Origin of the sequence: Phytopseudomonas seleniipraecipitans (genome assembly GCF_900102335.1) — a bacterium.
Lineage (GTDB): Bacteria > Pseudomonadota > Gammaproteobacteria > Pseudomonadales > Pseudomonadaceae > Aquipseudomonas > Aquipseudomonas seleniipraecipitans.
Map to the genome: position 1 here is coordinate 414,284 of NZ_FNBM01000002.1, position 16,798 is coordinate 431,081.

Consider the following 16,798-nt stretch of genomic DNA (forward strand, 5'->3'; position numbering starts at 1 on the left):
TGTCCTCAACGCAGTTTCAAAGTAGCGAGGCCGATCAACACCAGAATGACGGTGATGATCCAGAAACGAACGATGACCCGTGGCTCGGGCCAACCCTTCAACTCGAAATGGTGGTGAATCGGTGCCATGCGGAACACGCGCTTGCCGGTCAGCTTGAAGCTGGCGACTTGGATGATCACCGACAGGGTTTCCATGACGAACACGCCGCCCATGATGAACAGCACGATTTCCTGCCGCACGATCACTGCGATAGTGCCCAGCGCAGCACCCAGCGCGAGCGCACCGACATCGCCCATGAACACTTGAGCCGGATAGGTGTTGAACCATAGAAAACCCAGGCCGGCACCAATCAACGCGCCGCAGAACACGATCAACTCGCCTGCGCCCGGCACATAGGGAATAAGCAGGTACTCGGAAAAATTCACGTTGCCTGACAGGTAGCAGAAAATACCCAGAGCGCCGCCGACCATCACGGTTGGCAGAATGGCCAAGCCGTCGAGGCCATCAGTCAGGTTCACGGCGTTGCTTGATCCGACGATGACGAAATAGGTCAGCACCACGAAACCGATACCCAGCGGGATGCTCACATCCTTGAGCAACGGCACGATCAAGGTGGTTTCGACCGGTGTCTGCGCAGTCATATAAAGGAAGATCGCCGCGCCAAGGCCAAACACCGATTGCCAGAAGTACTTCCAGCGGCTCGGCAGGCCACGCGAGTCCTTTTCGATCACCTTGCGGTAGTCATCGACCCAACCAATGGCGCCGAACAGCAGAGTGACGATCAATACGGTCCATACATAGCGATTGCTCAGGTCTGCCCACAGCAGGGTGCTAACCGCGATTGCCGAAAGGATCAGCGCACCGCCCATGGTCGGCGTGCCCTTTTTCGACAGGTGCGACTGCGGTCCGTCGTTGCGCACGGCCTGACCGATCTGCCGGATCTGCAGAGTACGGATCATCCAGGGGCCCAGGAACAGCGCCAGCGCCAGCGCCGTCAGCACGCCAAGAATCCCGCGTAGCGTCAGGTACTGAAAGACCGCGAAGCCTTTATGGAACTGTTGCAGATACTCTGCCAGCAGCAGCAGCATTTAGTGACTCTCCCCACAATCGCCACACAATGCGACGACGACGTTTTCCATCGCGGCGCTGCGTGAACCTTTAATTAGAATGGTGCTATCGCCGGATTCGGCGCGTACCGCATCGATCAACGCGGCCTGATCGGCAAAGTGTCGACCTTCGCTGCCATAAGCCTGCACGGCATGTTTCATTTGTGGGCCAACGGCGTAGAACGCATCCACTTTGCCGATGGCGTATTCGCCAACCTGACGGTGGCCCTGCTCCGACCAGGCGCCCAGTTCACCGATGTCACCCAGCACCAACACCTTGCGGCCGGAAAAGCCGGTGAGAATGTCGATGGCGGCGCAGATCGAAGCCGGGTTGGCGTTGTAGGTATCGTCGATTACCCGTGCACCGTTGCGGGCAAGTTGCGCAACCGCGCGGCCCTTCACCGGCAACAGGCTTTCCAGGCCGTTCTTGATTGCCACCAGAGGTACCGACAGCGCATAGGCGGCAGCCGCGGCAGCCAGGGCATTGGCGACATTGTGTTCGCCCAGCAGATTGAGCTGGATACGGGCCTGGCCGTCATGGCAATACAGCGTGAAGGCCGGGCAGCCGCGCGGGTCGCGACTCAATTCGTTGGCATGGAAATCAGCGCAGGCATCACGCAGCGCAAAACTCAGTACGCGACGGCCGGCGGCACGCTGGACCCAGCGCTCGAAGGCCACGTCATCACGATTGAGCACGGCGACGCCGCCGTCACTCAAGCCTTCGAGGATCTCGCCCTTTGCCAGGACGATATTCTCAGGGCCGCCGAATTCGCCGACATGGGCGCTACCCGCATTGGTGATGATGGCCACATGGGGCTTGGTCAGGCCGACGGTGTAGGCGATCTCGCCAATACCGGAAGCCCCGAGCTCGATCACTGCGCCTTTGTGTTCGGGTGCTAACTCCAACAATGTCAACGGCACGCCGAGCTGATTATTCAGGTTGCCGCGTGTCGCGAGCACAGTGCCGCCGAGCTCCATGAACGCGGCGCGCAGGATGGCCGCAAGCATCTCCTTGACCGTGGTCTTGCCGCTGGAGCCGGTCACCGCCGCCAACGGGCCACCGTAGGCTTGGCGATTCAGGGCAGCCAGTTGGCCGAGCGCCAGGGCAGCGTTGCCGACTACCAGTTGTGGCAGCCCGACATCGGCCACTTCGCGCTCGACCAGAGCCGCGACTGCACCTTTGGCGGAGACCTGAGCAAGGTAATCGTGGCCGTCGAACCGCGGGCCGCTCAGGGCAATAAACAGTTGCCCGGGTACGATACTGCGGCTGTCGGTGCTGACGGCATCGAACGAGCAATCTTCGCCGACCAGACGGCCATTCAGCGGCCCGGCCACTTCGCTCAAACGCAATGCCTTAAGCATGGGCTGCCTCCCATGCCGCCAATGCGCGGGCGGCTTCCTGCAGGTCGGAGAACGGCTGGCGTACCCCGTCGACTTCCTGATAGTCCTCGTGGCCCTTGCCGGCCAACACCACTACGTCGCCGACCTGGGACTCGCCAATCAGCTCAGCGATGGCGCGGCCACGACCGTGAACGAAACGCACCTGATCCGCGGCGCGGAAACCGCTGCGAATGTCATCGAAAATCTGCGCAGGAGGCTCGCTACGCGGGTTGTCATCGGTGACCAGAGCGACATCAGCGAGGCGCTCAACCACTTCGGCCATCAGCGGGCGCTTACCGCGATCACGATCACCGCCACAGCCGAACAGGCACAGCAAGCGGCCGGTTACGTGCGGACGCAAGGCGCCGAGTACTTTTTCCAGCGCATCGGGAGTGTGGGCGTAATCGACCACTACCAACGGCGCCTGCTCGCCACCCAGGCGCTGCATACGCCCAACCGGCCCCTGCAGACGCGGCAATACCTTGAGAATTTCGTCGAGCGGATAGTCCATGGCCACCAGCGCACCCACCACTGCCAGCAGGTTGCTGAGGTTGAAGCGACCCAGCAGCGAACTGCGCAGGCTGCCTTCGCCACGCGGCGTCACCAGGGTGGCGCGTACGCCCTGATCATCGAAACGAATGTCGCGGCAAAACAGGTAGGCGCCCTGGTTTTCCAGGCTGTAACCGATCAGGCGCGACTCGCGCTCGTCCTCGGCCAGCCTCTGTCCCACGGCATCGTCCAGATTGATGACACGGCTACGCAGGCTCGGCCAGGCGAACAGCGCCGACTTGGCAGCCTGATATGCATCCATCGAACCGTGATAATCCAGGTGATCGCGCGACAGGTTGGTGAATACCGCCACGTCGAAATCCAGCGCTGCGACACGCCCCTGATGCAGACCATGGGATGACACCTCCATGGCAATGGCTCGCGCACCGCTCTTCTTCAGTCCTGCGAGGGTCGCCTGCACGCCGATCGGATCCGGCGTGGTGTGCAAACCCTGGGCCAGGGAGCCATAAAAGCCGTTGCCAAGCGTGCCGACGATGCCGCACGGCTCGCCAAGCAGATCCAGCGCCTGAGCCAGCAACTGGCTGACGCTGGTTTTGCCGTTGGTGCCGGTGATGCCGACCATGTGCAGGCCGCGGCTCGGCTCGCCGTAGAAGCGCCCGGCGATTGCCGACAGTTGCCCGGCCAGCCCTTTGATGGCGACCAGTTCGGCGCTCTCGGCGGTCATCGGTAGCGAACCGTCGATCTCGTAAGCCACTGCAGCAGCGCCGCGGGAGATGGCATCAGCAATGTGCACACGACCATCCTGGCGAGTGCCGGGCACCGCCAAAAACAGATCGCCAGGGCGAACCTGACGGCTATCAAGAGTCAGTTCGCGAATAAGTACGCCGCTGTTTGCCTGCGGCAACAGTTGATTCAATGGCATGGGCATCAGCCGCGCCCTCCACTATTAGCGGGCGCAGCAGGCGCCTCGGCTTTTACCGCAGCGGCCTCGGGCAGGTTGTCCGGGGTAATGTTCATCAGGCGCAGACCGCCGGCCATCACGCGGCTGAACACCGGCGCCGATACCAGGCCGCCGTAGTAACCGCTCTTGCTTGGCTCATCGATCACCACGGCAATTGCAATACGTGGATTGGTCGACGGTGCGAAACCCGCGAACAGAGACCGGTAGGCGTTGGCCTGGTAACCCTTGGTTCCAGCCGATGTCTTACGGGCCGTGCCGCTTTTGCCGGCCACGTGATAACCCGGCACCTGAGCGCGATAAACGCCACCTGGCGCTTCGATAACTTGCTGCAGCATGCCCTGGATGGTGTGGGCAACATCTTCGGGAATTACCTGCACGCCGTCGCGTATGCGGTCGGTACGGGTCAGCGACATCGGCACGCTGCGCCCGCCATTACCGAGAACGGCATAGGCATGCGCCAATTGCACAGCGGTGACGGAGAGGCCATAGCCGTAAGAAAGCGTGGCTGTTTCGGCTTTACGCCACTCGCGGTGGTTGGGCAGATTGCCAACGCGCTCACCTGGGAAGCTAAGGCCGGTATCCTGGCCGAGGCCGACCTGCTGCATCACGTCATAAATGGCAGCGCCGCCAATATCGAAAGCGACTTTACTCATGCCGACGTTACTGGACTTGATGAGGATGCCGGTCAGGTCGAGCACGCCGTCCGGGGCACGCGAGACGTCCTTGATGGTATAGCGACCGATTTGCAGCGTACCGCCTTGCACATCCACCTTGTCGGTAGGCTTCCAGCGCCCGGTTTCCAGCGCGGCGCTCATGGAGAACGGTTTCATGGTCGAACCAGGCTCGAACACGTCGATCATCGCGCGGTTGCGCATGGCAGCCGGTTGCAGGTTGCGGCGATTGTTCGGGTTGTAAGTAGGCTGGTTGACCATGGCGAGAATTTCGCCGGTTTTCACATCGACCATCACCAGGCTGCCGGCCTTGGCGCCGAATTCGACCAGCGCATTGCGCAGCTCGCGGTGCGCCAGGTATTGCAGACGCAAATCGATAGACAGCGCCAGCGCCTTGCCGGCCTTGGCGTTCTGGGTGACCTGCACATCGCGAATCAGCCGGCCACGGCGATCCTTGAGCACCTGACGCTTGCCCGGTACGCCAGCCAGCCAATCCTCGAACGCCAGCTCGACGCCTTCACGGCCGCGGTCGTCGATATCGGTAAAGCCGACCATGTGGGCAGTCACTTCACCAGCGGGGTAAAAGCGCCGGAATTCTTCGATCGGGTAAACGCCCGGCACCTTGAGATCGAGTACGCGCTGGCCTTGCTCGGGCGTCAGACCACGCACCAGATACATGAACTCACGCTCGGCATTGGCCTGCAGGCGCTTGGCGAAGGCATTCGGTTCCTGCCCGAGTGCCGCTGCGAGCACCGGCCATTGCGCCTTGCCGGCTTGCAGTTCCTTGCCATTGGCCCACAACGTGGTGACCGGGGTGCTGACAGCCAGCGGCTCGCCATTACGGTCGGTGATCAGGCCACGGTGCGCCGGAATAGGGATATGCCTGACGCTGCGCGCGTCGCCATGCGCTTGCAGGAAGTCATGGTCGAACACGTGCAACTCGACGATGCGCGCAGCAATTGCTGCCACCATCAGTGCCAGCAACAGCATGACCAGGCGAAAACGCCACGGATAGAGCGCACCCTCCAGCTTCATCATGGCGCCACCATGCGCACTTCGGCGGCATCGGGAATGCGCATCTTCAGCTGTTCGCTGGCCAGGGTTTCAATACGATTGTGAGCGGTCCAGGTGCTTTGTTCGAGGATCAGCCGACCCCACTCGGCCTGCGCCTTGTCACGTACGCTCAGCTCGGCATAAAGGCCGTTGAGCAATTGGCGATTCCAGTGGGCGCTGTAAGACACCGCCAGTGCCGAGCCGAGCACGGCAATGAACAGCACCAGCATCAGCAGGCTGCCCTTGGGAAAGCGCTTGGCGAGTACGCCGCTCATCGCAACTTCTCCGCGACACGCATGACAGCGCTACGCGAGCGAGGATTGGCCTTCAACTCGGCTTCGGAGGCGAATTGCGGCTTGCCGATCAATTTCAGACGCGGCTCGAAAGCCTTGGGGATAATCGGCAGATCACGCGGCAGCTTGTCCATCTCGCCTTTGGCGTGCTTGCGCATGAACAGCTTGACGATACGGTCTTCCAGCGAATGGAAGCTGATTACTACCAGGCGACCACCGACCTCCAGGTTCTCCAGCGCAGCATCGAGGCCACGCTCCAGATCACCCAGCTCGTTGTTGACGTGAATGCGCAGCCCCTGAAAGGCGCGAGTTGCCGGATTCTTGCCTTTTTCCCAGGCGGGATTGGCGACGGTCAGCACCTGAGCCAGATCGGCGGTACGTTCGAACGGCTGCTCGACGCGGCGCATCACCACGGCCCGCGCCATACGCCGAGCAAAACGCTCTTCGCCGTATTCCTTGAACACACGGGCGATTTCTTCTTCGGCAGCAGTGGCGATGAACTGCGCGGCACTGACGCCACGCGTCGGGTCCATGCGCATATCCAGCGGACCATCGTTGAGGAAGCTGAAGCCGCGCTCGGCGTCATCCAGCTGCGGAGACGACACACCCAGGTCCAGCAGCACGCCGCTGACCTGACCGGAAAGCTGGCGGACAGCAAGCTCATCAGCAAGTTCCGCAAAGCTTCTCTGCACAACGACAAAGCGGCCGTCTTCGGCCGCTAGCGTATGTCCAGTCGCAATTGCGAGAGGGTCCTTGTCGAACCCCAGCAAGCGACCGCCTGGCCCGAGCCGCTCCAGAATCAGCCGACTGTGCCCTCCTCGTCCAAAGGTACCGTCCACGTAGCAGCCATCTGCGCGCGGCGAGAGGCCTTCGACGGCCTCCTCGAGCAGCACGGTGATATGGCGGAAGGTACTGGTCATGTTCACAGAATCAGGTCACGTAGGTCATCGGAAAGAGCGCCCGGTTGCTTGATGGCGGCCAGATCGGCATCAGCCACGGCATTCCAGGAATCCTCATCCCACAGTTGAAATTTGTTTAGCTGCCCCACCAACATCGCGCGCTTATCCAGCTTGGCGTACTCGCGCAAACGCGGCGGAACCAGGAAACGACCACTACCGTCCAGCTCGAGATCGACGGCATTACCAATCAACAAACGCTGCAAGCGACGGTTTTCCTCGCGAAAGGACGCCAACTCGCGCAGCTTGTTTTCGATGATTTCCCACTCCGGCAGCGGGTAGACACACAGGCAAGGGTCAATGGCATCAATGGTGACGATGAGCTGGCCAGCCGAACGCGACACGAGCTCATCCCGATACCGGCTAGGCATCGCGAGTCGCCCTTTGGCGTCGAGACTTATGGCGTTAGCTCCGCGAAACACTGTTGCGCTTCCCCTTAATTAGCCATCTGCATCCAAAAAAACCCACTTCATGCCACTTTTCACCACCGGGGCACACTATAGGAACGCCCACACCCCACCGTCAAGGCACGCCAGAGCGGAAAAGTCCTTATAGAACGGAGATTTAGCGAATAAAGAAGAGAGTGGGACAGAGGCCCAGATGCAATCGGAGGGGTAAAAACAAGCACATACAGAAAGCTGCCTCACAAACTTAATGTAGTTTGTGAAGAGTAAGATTTTTTCGGTCTTAGAAATGAGGAGGTGCAGCAGAAAGCGAAAGAGGTGGAGAGTCGATCTGTAAGCCGGGTTCTGTCGAGGACAGTCATTCCTCTACGACGGACATCACTGTACGTCTTTAGCAACCTACCCGGTTCCAGCGCGGGCCACGCCAATGGAACCCTATTTGGTCTTGCTCCGAGTGGGGTTTGCCTAGCCACGGACTGTTACCAGCCGTGCGGTGCGCTCTTACCGCACCTTTTCACCCTTACCGGCGCCGAAGCGCTTAGGCGGTTATTTTCTGTGGCACTTTCCGTAGGCTCACGCCCCCCAGGCATTACCTGGCACTCCGCCCTATGGAGCCCGGACTTTCCTCCCCCATACCTCGCGAACGAAGCACGGCAGCGACTGTCCGATCGACTCTCCGCCGACTAGGTTAACCGCTGGCGTACAGAGAGAACAAGTTTAAACGTCCTGCTGACGCTCTAACGCGGCTTGGTAGAGCAGGTTTTTGCGCACCCCGGTAATCTGCGCGGCCAGCGCAGCCGCCCGCTTGAGTGGCAACTCGGCAAGCAACAGGTCGAGTACACGCATTGCCTCGACGCTTACCGCGGCTTCGTCCTCGGGCGCCTGCCAGCCTGCCACCAGCACCACACACTCACCGCGCTGCTGGTTGGCGTCCGCCGCTACCCACTCGCATAACTGATCGAGTGGCAGCCCTTGCAGGGTCTCGAACGTTTTGGTCAGCTCACGCGCCAGCAACGCCTGGCGCTCGCCGCCGAACACGTCACGCATGTCCTGCAGGCATTCGAGGATACGGTGCGGTGCTTCATAGAAGATCAACGTACGCGGCTCTTCACGCACGGCTTCCAGACGCGTGCGTCGCCCCACGCTCTTCGCCGGCAAAAAGCCTTCGAAGACGAACCGATCGGAAGGCAATCCGGCAGCCGACAACGCGGCGATCAACGCACACGCACCCGGCACCGGCACCACGCGAAGACCGGCAGCGCGCGCCTGGCGCACCAGATGATAGCCAGGGTCGGAAATCAGCGGCGTGCCCGCATCTGAAATCAGCGCGACATCGTCGCCGGCCCGCAAACGCTCGAGAAAACGACTACTGCCGTCGCGCTCGTTATGCTCATGGCAGGCCGCCAGCTGTGTACCGATACCGAAGTGCTGCATCAGCCGCGCCGAATGCCGGGTGTCCTCGGCTGCAATCAGCGCGACACTGCTCAACACCTTCAAGGCACGCGCACTGAGGTCATCGAGATTACCAATTGGCGTCGCCACCACAAACAAGGTGCCCGTGGCAGAAAGGGGAACTTCACTAGCAGTCACGGCGGCGCCTCATGTCGATTACAGAGCGGCCATTGTAACGCGTGCAGCACGCCGGAGGCGGCGCACGCGGTATGCGTACCGCTTAACACCTTGGAGATCGCACAGGCGCCGTGCCTTGGGTACACTTGTGCGTTCATTTGCTCAAGAACCGGAATCGCTTACATGATCGCCTGCCTGCGTCCGCTCTCTGCACTCTGCCTAGCTGGCTTGCTCGTTGCCTGCAGCAGCTCGCCCACCTCAAACCTCGGCGAACTGCCACGCACACCTCAAGCCAGCCTCGAGCAAATGCTCCAGCAGGCCGGCAACAGCCAGAGCGAAGAGGCCCAGCTGTTGCGCCTGTCCGCCGCTGACCAAGCCTACAAACAAGGCGACGCGGCACGGGCCAGCAGCATTCTCGAGCAGGTTGACCTGCAAACGCTGAAGCCGGCGCAACAAATCTATGCGAGCACCCTGCTGGCCGAACTGGCCCTGGCCCGCAACGACGCCAAAGCAGCGCTCGCCGCGCTGGCCCACCCCAGCCTGGAACGCTTGGGCGAACTGCCTGTCGAGCAGCAGATGCGCACTCAGCTGGTCCGCGCCAATGCCCTGGAGAAAGACGGCCAGATCCTCGCCGCTGCCCGCGAGCGGGTATTCATCGCACCCCTGCTGACCGGCGATGAGGCGCAGCGCAACCAGGACCATATCTGGAGCCTGGTTTCCAACCTACCGGCAGAACCGGCGCCCAGTGCCGAAGATGCAGATCTTGCCGGCTGGCTTTCGCTGGCCCAGGTCGCCAAGACGGTCGGCACCCTGCAGCAACAGCAGGACGCCATCGACAACTGGCTGGCCCAGCACCCCAACCACCCCGCCGCGCAGCAGCTGCCAAAGGCGCTGGCTGATCTGCAAGCGCTGTCGAGCCAGCCGCTGGAAAAGATCGCCCTGCTGCTTCCTCAGGAAGGCCAACTGGCCGCAGTGTCCCGGGCCTTGCGCGACGGCTTCCTGGCCGCTCATTACCAGGCTCAGCAAGCCGGCGAGAAACCTCCGCAGATCCAGTTCTATGACAGCGCACGCCTCACCTCCCTGGATGACTTCTATCGCCAGGCCCAGGCAGATGGCGTGCAACTGGTGGTAGGCCCGCTGGAGAAGAACCTGGTGACCCAGCTAGGCAATCGCGAGCAGCTACCTATCACCACACTGGCCCTCAACTACAGCGAGTCCGCCGCCGAAAGCCCGGAACAGCTGTTCCAATTCGGCCTGGCCGCCGAAGACGAAGCCCGCGAAGTCGCCCGCCGCGCCTGGGCTGACGGCAAGCGCAGCGCCGTGGCGCTGGTGCCGAAAGGTGACTGGGGCGATCGCGTTCTGGCCGCGTTCCAGCAAAGCTGGCAAGCCGCTGGTGGCACCTTCCTCGGCGCCGAACACATCGACCAGCCCGTGGACATGGCGCGGCAGATCGCCAACCTGTTCCAGCTCAGTGGCAGCGGCTCGGGCTCCGGTGCTGCACCGACTCGCCGCCAGGACGTGGACTTCATCTTCCTCGCCGCCACGCCGCAGCAGGCCCAGCAGATCAAACCGACCCTGGCCTATCAATACGCCGGCGAAGTGCCGGTGTATGCCACCTCGCACCTGTTCAGTGGCAGCATGAGCGCCGCGCAGTATCGCGACCTGGACGGCATTCGCTTCTGCGAAACGCCCTGGCTGCTGGATGCCAACGACCCGCTGCGCCAACAGGTCAATAACCAGTGGCCGCAGGCCGGCGGCAGCCTGGGTCGCCTGTATGCCATGGGCGTCGACGCCTTCCGCCTGGCGCCGCGCCTGGGCCAACTCAAGGCGCTGCCCGACAGCCGCGTAGATGGTCTGTCCGGCAGCCTTAGCCTGAACGCAGCGCAACGTATCGAACGCCAACTACCGTGGGCCGAATTCCGCGGCGGTCAGGTCCAGCGCCTGCCCGACGTGCCACTTTGAGCGATGATCCGCGACATGCCAGCGGGCGGGAAGCGGAAACCCTCGCCCGTGAGCACCTCGAGGCTCACGGGCTGACGCCCATCGCCCAGAACTGGCGCGGTCAACGCGGCGAACTCGATCTGGTCATGCTCGATGGCGATACAGTAATATTCGCCGAAGTGCGCTACCGCAAGCACACCGCATGGGGCGGCGCGATCGAAAGCGTCGACAGGCGCAAGCGAGACAAGCTGATCGCCACCGCTCAGCAATTTCTGCAGCAAGAGAAGCGCTGGGCCAAACATCCCTGTCGTTTCGATGTCATAGCCATAGGCCATGGCAAACCCGCGCCACTGGAGTGGATCAGGAACGCCTTCGATAGCTGAAGCTTCGGCTTCCTGCAGCATTCTTGAAGCACCGCCATTTTCAACGCTAGCGTAATGCCCAATCCGGCACCGCGTACCGTTACAGTCAAGGTCAAAACGTCCACATGGATATGCAAGCCCGTATTCGCCAGCTGTTCCAAGCAAGCATCGAAGCCAAGCACCACGCGATGGAGGTGCTGCCTCCGTTCATCGAACATGCCAGCCAGGTGATGGTTCAGGCACTGCTCAGCGAAGGCAAGATTCTTTCCTGTGGCAACGGCGGCTCAGCTGGCGATGCACAGCACTTTTCTTCGGAGCTGCTTAACCGTTTCGAGCGCGAGCGCCCCAGCCTGCCGGCGATCGCCCTGACCACCGACAGCTCGACGATCACTTCGATCGCCAACGATTACAGCTACAACGAGATTTTCTCCAAGCAGATCCGCGCACTGGGCCAACCCGGCGACGTGCTGTTAGCCATCTCCACCAGCGGCAACTCGGCCAACGTGATCCAGGCCATTCAGGCCGCCCACGATCGTGAAATGACCGTGGTAGCCCTGACCGGTCGCGATGGTGGCGGCATGGCGTCGCTACTGCTGCCGGAAGATGTGGAAATTCGTGTGCCGTCCAAAGTCACGGCGCGTATTCAGGAAGTGCATTTGCTGGCCATCCACTGCTTGTGCGACCTTATCGACAGTCAACTGTTTGGGAGTGAAGAATGACCCGTTCACCACTGATCTTCGCCGCACTGGCTTTCAGCCTGATCCTCGGCGGCTGCGGCAGCCGCAGCATCGGCAACAAGATCGACGACCAGTTCGTCGGCCCCAACGTCGAAAACGCCATTACCCGTGCACATGCAGATCTCGCCAGCCCGACCTCGCACATCGTGGTGACCAGCTATAACGGGGTAATCCTGATCGCCGGCCAGACGCCGCGCGCCGAGCTGAAGAGCACCGCCGAACAGGCTGCTCGCAAGGTCCAGGGCGTGCGCAAAGTGCACAACGAACTGCAGGTGCAACAGCCCAGCTCGCTGCTGGCGCGCAGCAACGACTCCTTGCTGACCACCAAGATCAAAACCCAGATGCTCACCGACAGCGGCGTGCCGGGCAGCCGCATCAAGGTGATCACCGAAAATGGCGTCGTCTATCTGCTTGGCGTCGTCAGCCGCCAGGAAGCCAATGCCGCGAGCAACGTCGTACAGAACACCTCAGGCGTGCAGAAAATCATCAAGTTGTTCCAGTACACCGACTGATCGAAGCCGCCCCATCGAAAACGCCCGCCAGGCATGCCTGACGGGCGTTTTTTTGACTGATTGATCAGTCCGGTCGGACCGTATTCCTTGACGCTTAACAGGCGCGCCAGGCGCCTTGTGAAGCGGCAATAAAAAAGCCAGTCAGGTTACCCTGACTGGCTTCTCTGTTGCAGCGGCGTTAGCCCGGATCAGACACCGGAAGCTTTGGCAGCGGCAACGTCCTTGATGGACAGTTTGATACGGCCGCGGTTGTCGACGTCCAGCACCAGCACTTCGACTTCCTCGCCTTCTTTCAGGATGTCGGTGACTTTCTCGACGCGCGCATCGCTAAGCATGGAGATGTGCACCAGACCGTCCTTGCCCGGCAGGATGTTTACGAATGCGCCGAAGTCGACGATGCGCTCAACCTTGCCGACGTAGATCTTGCCGATCTCGGCTTCCGCGGTGATACCCAGCACGCGCTGACGCGCAGCCTCGGCAGCATCCTTGGTTTCGCCGAAGATCTTGATCGAACCGTCGTCTTCGATATCGATCGATGCCTTGGTTTCTTCGCAGATGGCGCGGATGGTGGCGCCACCTTTACCGATGACATCGCGAATCTTGTCCTGATCGATCTTCATGGCGATCATGGTCGGCGCGTTGGCCGACAGCTCGCTACGAGACTGAGCAATGACCTGGTTCATCTGGCCGAGGATATTCAGGCGCGCTTCCAAGGCCTGGCCCAGCGCGATTTCCATGATCTCTTCGGTGATGCCCTGGATCTTGATGTCCATCTGCAGTGCGGTGACGCCATTGGCGGTACCGGCAACCTTGAAGTCCATGTCGCCCAGGTGATCTTCGTCACCAAGGATATCGGTCAGAACAGCGAATTTCTCACCTTCTTTGACCAGACCCATGGCGATACCGGCTACCGGCGCCTTCATCGGCACACCAGCATCCATCAGCGCGAGGGAAGCACCGCAGACGGAAGCCATGGAGCTGGAACCGTTGGACTCGGTGATTTCCGAGACCACACGAATGGTGTAAGGGAACACGTCGGCAGCTGGCAGCATGGCCTGTACCGAGCGACGCGCCAGACGGCCGTGGCCGATTTCACGACGGCCAGTAGCGCCCATGCGACCACATTCGCCTACCGAGTACGGCGGGAAGTTGTAGTGCAGCATGAAGGGGTCTTTACGCTCGCCTTCGAGGGTGTCCAGCAACTGCGCGTCGCGGGCGGTACCCAGGGTGGCTACGACCAGCGCCTGGGTTTCGCCACGGGTGAACAGCGCCGAACCGTGGGTCTTGTCCAATACACCGACTTCGATGTTCAGACCACGCACAGTGCGGGTGTCACGACCATCGATACGCGGCTTGCCGTTGACGATGTTCTCGCGCACGGTGCGGTATTCGATTTCGCCGAAGGCTTCTTTGACTTCACCAGCGGAAGGCTGACCTTCTTCGCCGGAGAACTTGGCAACCACCTGATCTTTCAACTCGCCCAGACGCGCGTAGCGATCCTGTTTGATGATGATGGTGTAGGCCTGAGAAATCGCGTCGCCGAACTCGCTACGGATAGCCGACAGCAGGGAAGTGTTTTCCGCTTTCGGCTGCCAGTCCCATGTCGGTTTGGCGGCTTCGGCAGCCAGCTCGGTCACAGCCTGGATCACGGCCTGGAACTCGTCATGGGCGAACAGTACAGCGCCCAGCATCTGGTCTTCGGTCAGCTCTTTAGCTTCCGATTCGACCATCAGCACGGCGTCTTTGGTGCCGGCCACGACCATGTCCAGGCTGGAAGCCTTGAGCTGCTCGTAGTTGGGGTTCAGCAGGTAGCCAGTTTCCGGGTGGAAGGCGACGCGAGCGGCACCGATCGGTCCGTTGAACGGAATACCGGAGATAGCCAGCGCAGCCGAGGTACCGATCATCGCAGCGATGTCCGGATCGGTCTTCTTGCTGGTAGATACCACGGTGCAGATAACCTGCACTTCGTTCTGGAAGCCTTCCGGGAACAGCGGACGGATCGGGCGATCGATCAGACGCGAGGTCAGGGTTTCTTTCTCGCTCGGGCGCGCTTCACGCTTGAAGAAGCCGCCAGGAATCTTGCCGGCTGCGTAGGTTTTTTCCTGGTAGTGCACCGACAGCGGGAAAAAGCCCTTGCTTGGGTCGGCAGTTTTGGCGCCGGTTACGGCGACCAGTACGGCGACGTCGTCGTCAACGGTGACCAGCACTGCGCCGGAGGCTTGACGGGCGATACGGCCAGTCTCGAGGGTGACGGTCGACTGACCGAACTGAAATTTCTTGATTACCGGGTTCACGGTGTTTTCCTTCTCTCTGTTGCCTTTGGGGAAACGGTTTCTTGCGAATTGGTGGGCAGCCGCTTCGGGAATCGGCCCGAACCTGTCCAACGGGTAAAGCCTTAAATCCAGTGAAGCATAAACGCAAAAGCTGGAAGCGAGGCGAGCCCACTTCCAGCTTTTGCGGTCAACGGCGCATAAGCATTGCTTAGCGACGCAGACCCAGGCGACCGATCAGGGCGCTGTAACGGCTTGCATCTTTACCCTTCAGGTAGTCCAGCAGCTTACGACGCTGGTTAACCATACGGATCAGACCACGACGCGAGTGGTGGTCTTTGCCGTTGGCCTTGAAGTGGCCTTGCAGCTTGTTGATGTTAGCGGACAGCAGAGCAACCTGAACTTCCGGGCTACCGGTATCGCCTTCGGCTTGCTTGTAGTCGTTAACGATCTGAGCTTTTTCTTCAACGCTGAGTGCCATGTGGGCATCCTCTCATCTGGAGACCGGCGCGAACGACGATCTCAATAGGCCGGGAATTGCTTCCCGTGTTTTAAGAGGAGGAATGACCGTGCCTATTGACAGCCACCCTCGATACGAGCCGCCGGAGCGGCTCGCCACGGTCACGCAGACCGAATCAGACGACGCGGCGCAATGCGCCCGTCCTCGCTCACTTCACCGATGCCGATGAAGCGACCGTTGTTATCTTGTACCCGCACCATGCCGAACTTCGGCGCATCCGACGCGCGGACGGGCTGCCCCTGCAGCCAATAGAACGAGCTGTGTTCCGAGAAACTCAGCAGCGGCCAATGTTCGAGGCCGCTGTCCACCGGCTGCAGGAAGCGATCAACCGCTTCGTTGCCACCTTCGGCATGCACACGTTCGAGCTCTTCGAGACTGACGGTCTGAATCAGACCGAATGGACCGGCCTTGACCCGACGCAGTTCAGCGACGTGGGCACCACACCCCAGCAACTGACCGATGTCCTCGACCAGCGTCCGGATGTAAGTCCCTTTGCTGCAGTCGACTGCCAGGCTCGCCTTGTCGGCGGCGCAGTCGAGCAACTCCAGGCGCGCAATAGTAACAGAACGCGCCTCGCGCTCCACTACTTCTCCTGCCCGGGCCAGCTTGTACAACGGCTGACCGTCGCGCTTGAGCGCCGAATACATCGGAGGGATCTGGCTGATGTCACCACGAAAACGCGGTAACAGCGCCTCGATATCGCTAGCCGCAACATTGACGTCACGGCGCTCGAGCACCTCACCCTCGGCATCGGCCGTGGTGGTGGTGACACCCAGCTGCATGACCGTCTCGTAGCCCTTGTCAGCATCGAGCAGGTACTGGGAGAACTTGGTCGCCTCGCCGAAGCACAACGGCAGTACACCAGTCGCCAACGGGTCGAGGCTACCGGTATGCCCGGCCTTCTCGGCATTGAGCAGCCAGCGCACCTTCTGCAGCGCCGCGTTGGAGCTGAAGCCCTTCGGCTTGTCGAGAAGAATGATGCCGTCGACCTTGCGACGAATACGCTTTACCTGAGCCACGTGCTTACTCCTTGGCTTCGGTATCGGTATCGGTATCGGTATCGGTGTCGCCGTGCTTGCTGTCCTCGGTGACCGCACGCTCAATGAGCGCCGACAGCTGAGCACCACGAATTACACTCTCATCATAGTGAAAGCGCAGATTCGGCACGCTACGCAGCTTCATGGCCTTGCCCAGCTGCATGCGCAAAAAGCCACTGGCATCGTTGAGCACCCTGAGGCTCTGCACGATGGGATCGACGCCCTCTTCCGGCTCGGCACCCATGATGGTGACGAACACCTTGGCATGGCTGGCGTCGCGGCTGACATCGACCGCTGTCACAGTCACCAGGCCACCCAACCGCGGGTCTTTGACTTCGGTACGAATCAGCTGCGCCAACTCGCGTTGAATCTGGTCGCCGATGCGCTGGGCACGGCTATAGTCTTTTGCCATCTTGCTACCTTCCACTCGCCTCGATGCCTGCAAAAGCATCGGACTCAAAAGCGGCAAACGCCCGGCCGCGCGAATGCGGGGCCGGGCGTTGCGTGTTGCGACTC

16 protein-coding genes and 1 other RNA gene are annotated in these 16,798 nt (G+C 61.1%); 4 read left to right on the forward strand and 13 right to left on the reverse strand.

Annotated elements, in window-relative coordinates:
- Nucleotides 1-5: 5 nt before the first annotated feature.
- From mraY to rsmI, 9 genes are all read right to left on the reverse strand, one after another.
- Nucleotides 6-1,088: a phospho-N-acetylmuramoyl-pentapeptide-transferase gene (gene mraY, locus BLS60_RS06725; protein WP_070882092.1), complete on the reverse strand. Its 1,083-nt coding sequence runs from the start codon at nt 1,086-1,088 to the stop codon at nt 6-8.
- A complete protein-coding gene (locus BLS60_RS06730) occupies nt 1,089-2,468 on the reverse strand; it encodes a UDP-N-acetylmuramoyl-tripeptide--D-alanyl-D-alanine ligase (RefSeq protein ID WP_092366164.1) in 1,380 nt (459 codons plus the stop codon).
- Nucleotides 2,461-3,924, reverse strand: a complete 1,464-nt coding sequence (locus BLS60_RS06735) for a UDP-N-acetylmuramoyl-L-alanyl-D-glutamate--2,6-diaminopimelate ligase (RefSeq protein ID WP_092366167.1) — start codon at nt 3,922-3,924, stop codon at nt 2,461-2,463. The genes BLS60_RS06730 and BLS60_RS06735 overlap by 8 nt, the downstream gene beginning before the upstream one ends.
- Nucleotides 3,924-5,663 carry a peptidoglycan D,D-transpeptidase FtsI family protein gene (locus tag BLS60_RS06740; RefSeq protein WP_092366170.1) on the reverse strand — a complete coding sequence of 580 codons (1,740 nt, stop codon included), beginning with the start codon at nt 5,661-5,663 and terminating at the stop codon, nt 3,924-3,926. Before BLS60_RS06740 ends, BLS60_RS06735 begins: the two co-directional genes overlap by 1 nt.
- Nucleotides 5,663-5,956 carry a cell division protein FtsL gene (gene ftsL, locus BLS60_RS06745; protein ID WP_070882088.1) on the reverse strand — a complete coding sequence of 98 codons (294 nt, stop codon included), beginning with the start codon at nt 5,954-5,956 and terminating at the stop codon, nt 5,663-5,665. Before ftsL ends, BLS60_RS06740 begins: the two co-directional genes overlap by 1 nt.
- Entirely contained in the window at nt 5,953-6,894 is a 942-nt protein-coding gene (gene rsmH, locus BLS60_RS06750) for a 16S rRNA (cytosine(1402)-N(4))-methyltransferase RsmH (protein WP_092366173.1), read from the reverse strand. Before rsmH ends, ftsL begins: the two co-directional genes overlap by 4 nt.
- Nucleotides 6,895-6,896: 2 nt before the next feature.
- Entirely contained in the window at nt 6,897-7,352 is a 456-nt protein-coding gene (mraZ, locus tag BLS60_RS06755; protein ID WP_013792660.1) for a division/cell wall cluster transcriptional repressor MraZ, read from the reverse strand.
- A 300-nt stretch (nt 7,353-7,652) separates the two neighbouring features.
- Nucleotides 7,653-8,010, reverse strand: an RNA gene (gene rnpB, locus BLS60_RS06760) — RNase P RNA component class A.
- A gap of 41 nt (nt 8,011-8,051) precedes the next feature.
- A complete protein-coding gene (gene rsmI, locus BLS60_RS06765) occupies nt 8,052-8,924 on the reverse strand; it encodes a 16S rRNA (cytidine(1402)-2'-O)-methyltransferase (protein WP_070882086.1) in 873 nt (290 codons plus the stop codon).
- 162 nt (nt 8,925-9,086) lie between these two features.
- Between rsmI and BLS60_RS06770 the strand changes: the two genes are divergently transcribed.
- From BLS60_RS06770 to BLS60_RS06785, 4 genes are all read left to right on the forward strand, one after another.
- Nucleotides 9,087-10,865: a penicillin-binding protein activator gene (locus BLS60_RS06770; protein ID WP_092366176.1), complete on the forward strand. Its 1,779-nt coding sequence runs from the start codon at nt 9,087-9,089 to the stop codon at nt 10,863-10,865.
- Nucleotides 10,862-11,227 carry a YraN family protein gene (locus BLS60_RS06775; protein ID WP_092366179.1) on the forward strand — a complete coding sequence of 122 codons (366 nt, stop codon included), beginning with the start codon at nt 10,862-10,864 and terminating at the stop codon, nt 11,225-11,227. Before BLS60_RS06770 ends, BLS60_RS06775 begins: the two co-directional genes overlap by 4 nt.
- A gap of 104 nt (nt 11,228-11,331) precedes the next feature.
- Nucleotides 11,332-11,925, forward strand: coding sequence for a phosphoheptose isomerase (locus BLS60_RS06780; RefSeq protein ID WP_042554905.1), 594 nt, complete (start codon nt 11,332-11,334; stop codon nt 11,923-11,925).
- The gene (locus BLS60_RS06785) at nt 11,922-12,455 is read left to right on the forward strand and encodes a BON domain-containing protein (RefSeq protein ID WP_092366183.1); all 534 of its coding nucleotides are present in this window, start codon (nt 11,922-11,924) and stop codon (nt 12,453-12,455) included. Before BLS60_RS06780 ends, BLS60_RS06785 begins: the two co-directional genes overlap by 4 nt.
- A gap of 188 nt (nt 12,456-12,643) precedes the next feature.
- On the opposite strand, the gene pnp is transcribed toward BLS60_RS06785, so the two are convergent.
- The 4 genes from pnp to rbfA form a co-directional block, all read right to left on the reverse strand.
- Nucleotides 12,644-14,749: a polyribonucleotide nucleotidyltransferase gene (gene pnp / locus BLS60_RS06790; RefSeq protein WP_070882081.1), complete on the reverse strand. Its 2,106-nt coding sequence runs from the start codon at nt 14,747-14,749 to the stop codon at nt 12,644-12,646.
- Nucleotides 14,750-14,936: 187 nt separating this feature from the next.
- The gene (rpsO, locus tag BLS60_RS06795; RefSeq protein WP_070882080.1) at nt 14,937-15,206 is read right to left on the reverse strand and encodes a 30S ribosomal protein S15; all 270 of its coding nucleotides are present in this window, start codon (nt 15,204-15,206) and stop codon (nt 14,937-14,939) included.
- 140 nt (nt 15,207-15,346) lie between these two features.
- Nucleotides 15,347-16,264, reverse strand: a complete 918-nt coding sequence (truB, locus tag BLS60_RS06800; RefSeq protein ID WP_092366186.1) for a tRNA pseudouridine(55) synthase TruB — start codon at nt 16,262-16,264, stop codon at nt 15,347-15,349.
- 4 nt (nt 16,265-16,268) lie between these two features.
- A complete protein-coding gene (gene rbfA / locus BLS60_RS06805) occupies nt 16,269-16,694 on the reverse strand; it encodes a 30S ribosome-binding factor RbfA (protein WP_092366189.1) in 426 nt (141 codons plus the stop codon).
- Between the last annotated feature and the right edge of the window lie 104 nt (nt 16,695-16,798).

What these genes read in the sequence shown, in the direction of transcription:
- BLS60_RS06780 (WP_042554905.1), top strand. Translation starts at nt 11,332, where the DNA reads ATGGATATGCAAGCCCGTATTCGCCAGCTGTTCCAAGCAAGCATCGAA.
- BLS60_RS06740 (WP_092366170.1), bottom strand. Translation starts at nt 5,663, where the DNA reads ATGAAGCTGGAGGGTGCGCTCTATCCGTGGCGTTTTCGCCTGGTCATG.
- rpsO (WP_070882080.1), bottom strand. Translation starts at nt 15,206, where the DNA reads ATGGCACTCAGCGTTGAAGAAAAAGCTCAGATCGTTAACGACTACAAG.
- mraY (WP_070882092.1), bottom strand. Translation starts at nt 1,088, where the DNA reads ATGCTGCTGCTGCTGGCAGAGTATCTGCAACAGTTCCATAAAGGCTTC.
- ftsL (WP_070882088.1), bottom strand. Translation starts at nt 5,956, where the DNA reads ATGAGCGGCGTACTCGCCAAGCGCTTTCCCAAGGGCAGCCTGCTGATG.
- BLS60_RS06730 (WP_092366164.1), bottom strand. Translation starts at nt 2,468, where the DNA reads ATGCTTAAGGCATTGCGTTTGAGCGAAGTGGCCGGGCCGCTGAATGGC.
- BLS60_RS06770 (WP_092366176.1), top strand. Translation starts at nt 9,087, where the DNA reads ATGATCGCCTGCCTGCGTCCGCTCTCTGCACTCTGCCTAGCTGGCTTG.
- rbfA (WP_092366189.1), bottom strand. Translation starts at nt 16,694, where the DNA reads ATGGCAAAAGACTATAGCCGTGCCCAGCGCATCGGCGACCAGATTCAA.
- rsmH (WP_092366173.1), bottom strand. Translation starts at nt 6,894, where the DNA reads ATGACCAGTACCTTCCGCCATATCACCGTGCTGCTCGAGGAGGCCGTC.
- BLS60_RS06785 (WP_092366183.1), top strand. Translation starts at nt 11,922, where the DNA reads ATGACCCGTTCACCACTGATCTTCGCCGCACTGGCTTTCAGCCTGATC.
- BLS60_RS06735 (WP_092366167.1), bottom strand. Translation starts at nt 3,924, where the DNA reads ATGCCCATGCCATTGAATCAACTGTTGCCGCAGGCAAACAGCGGCGTA.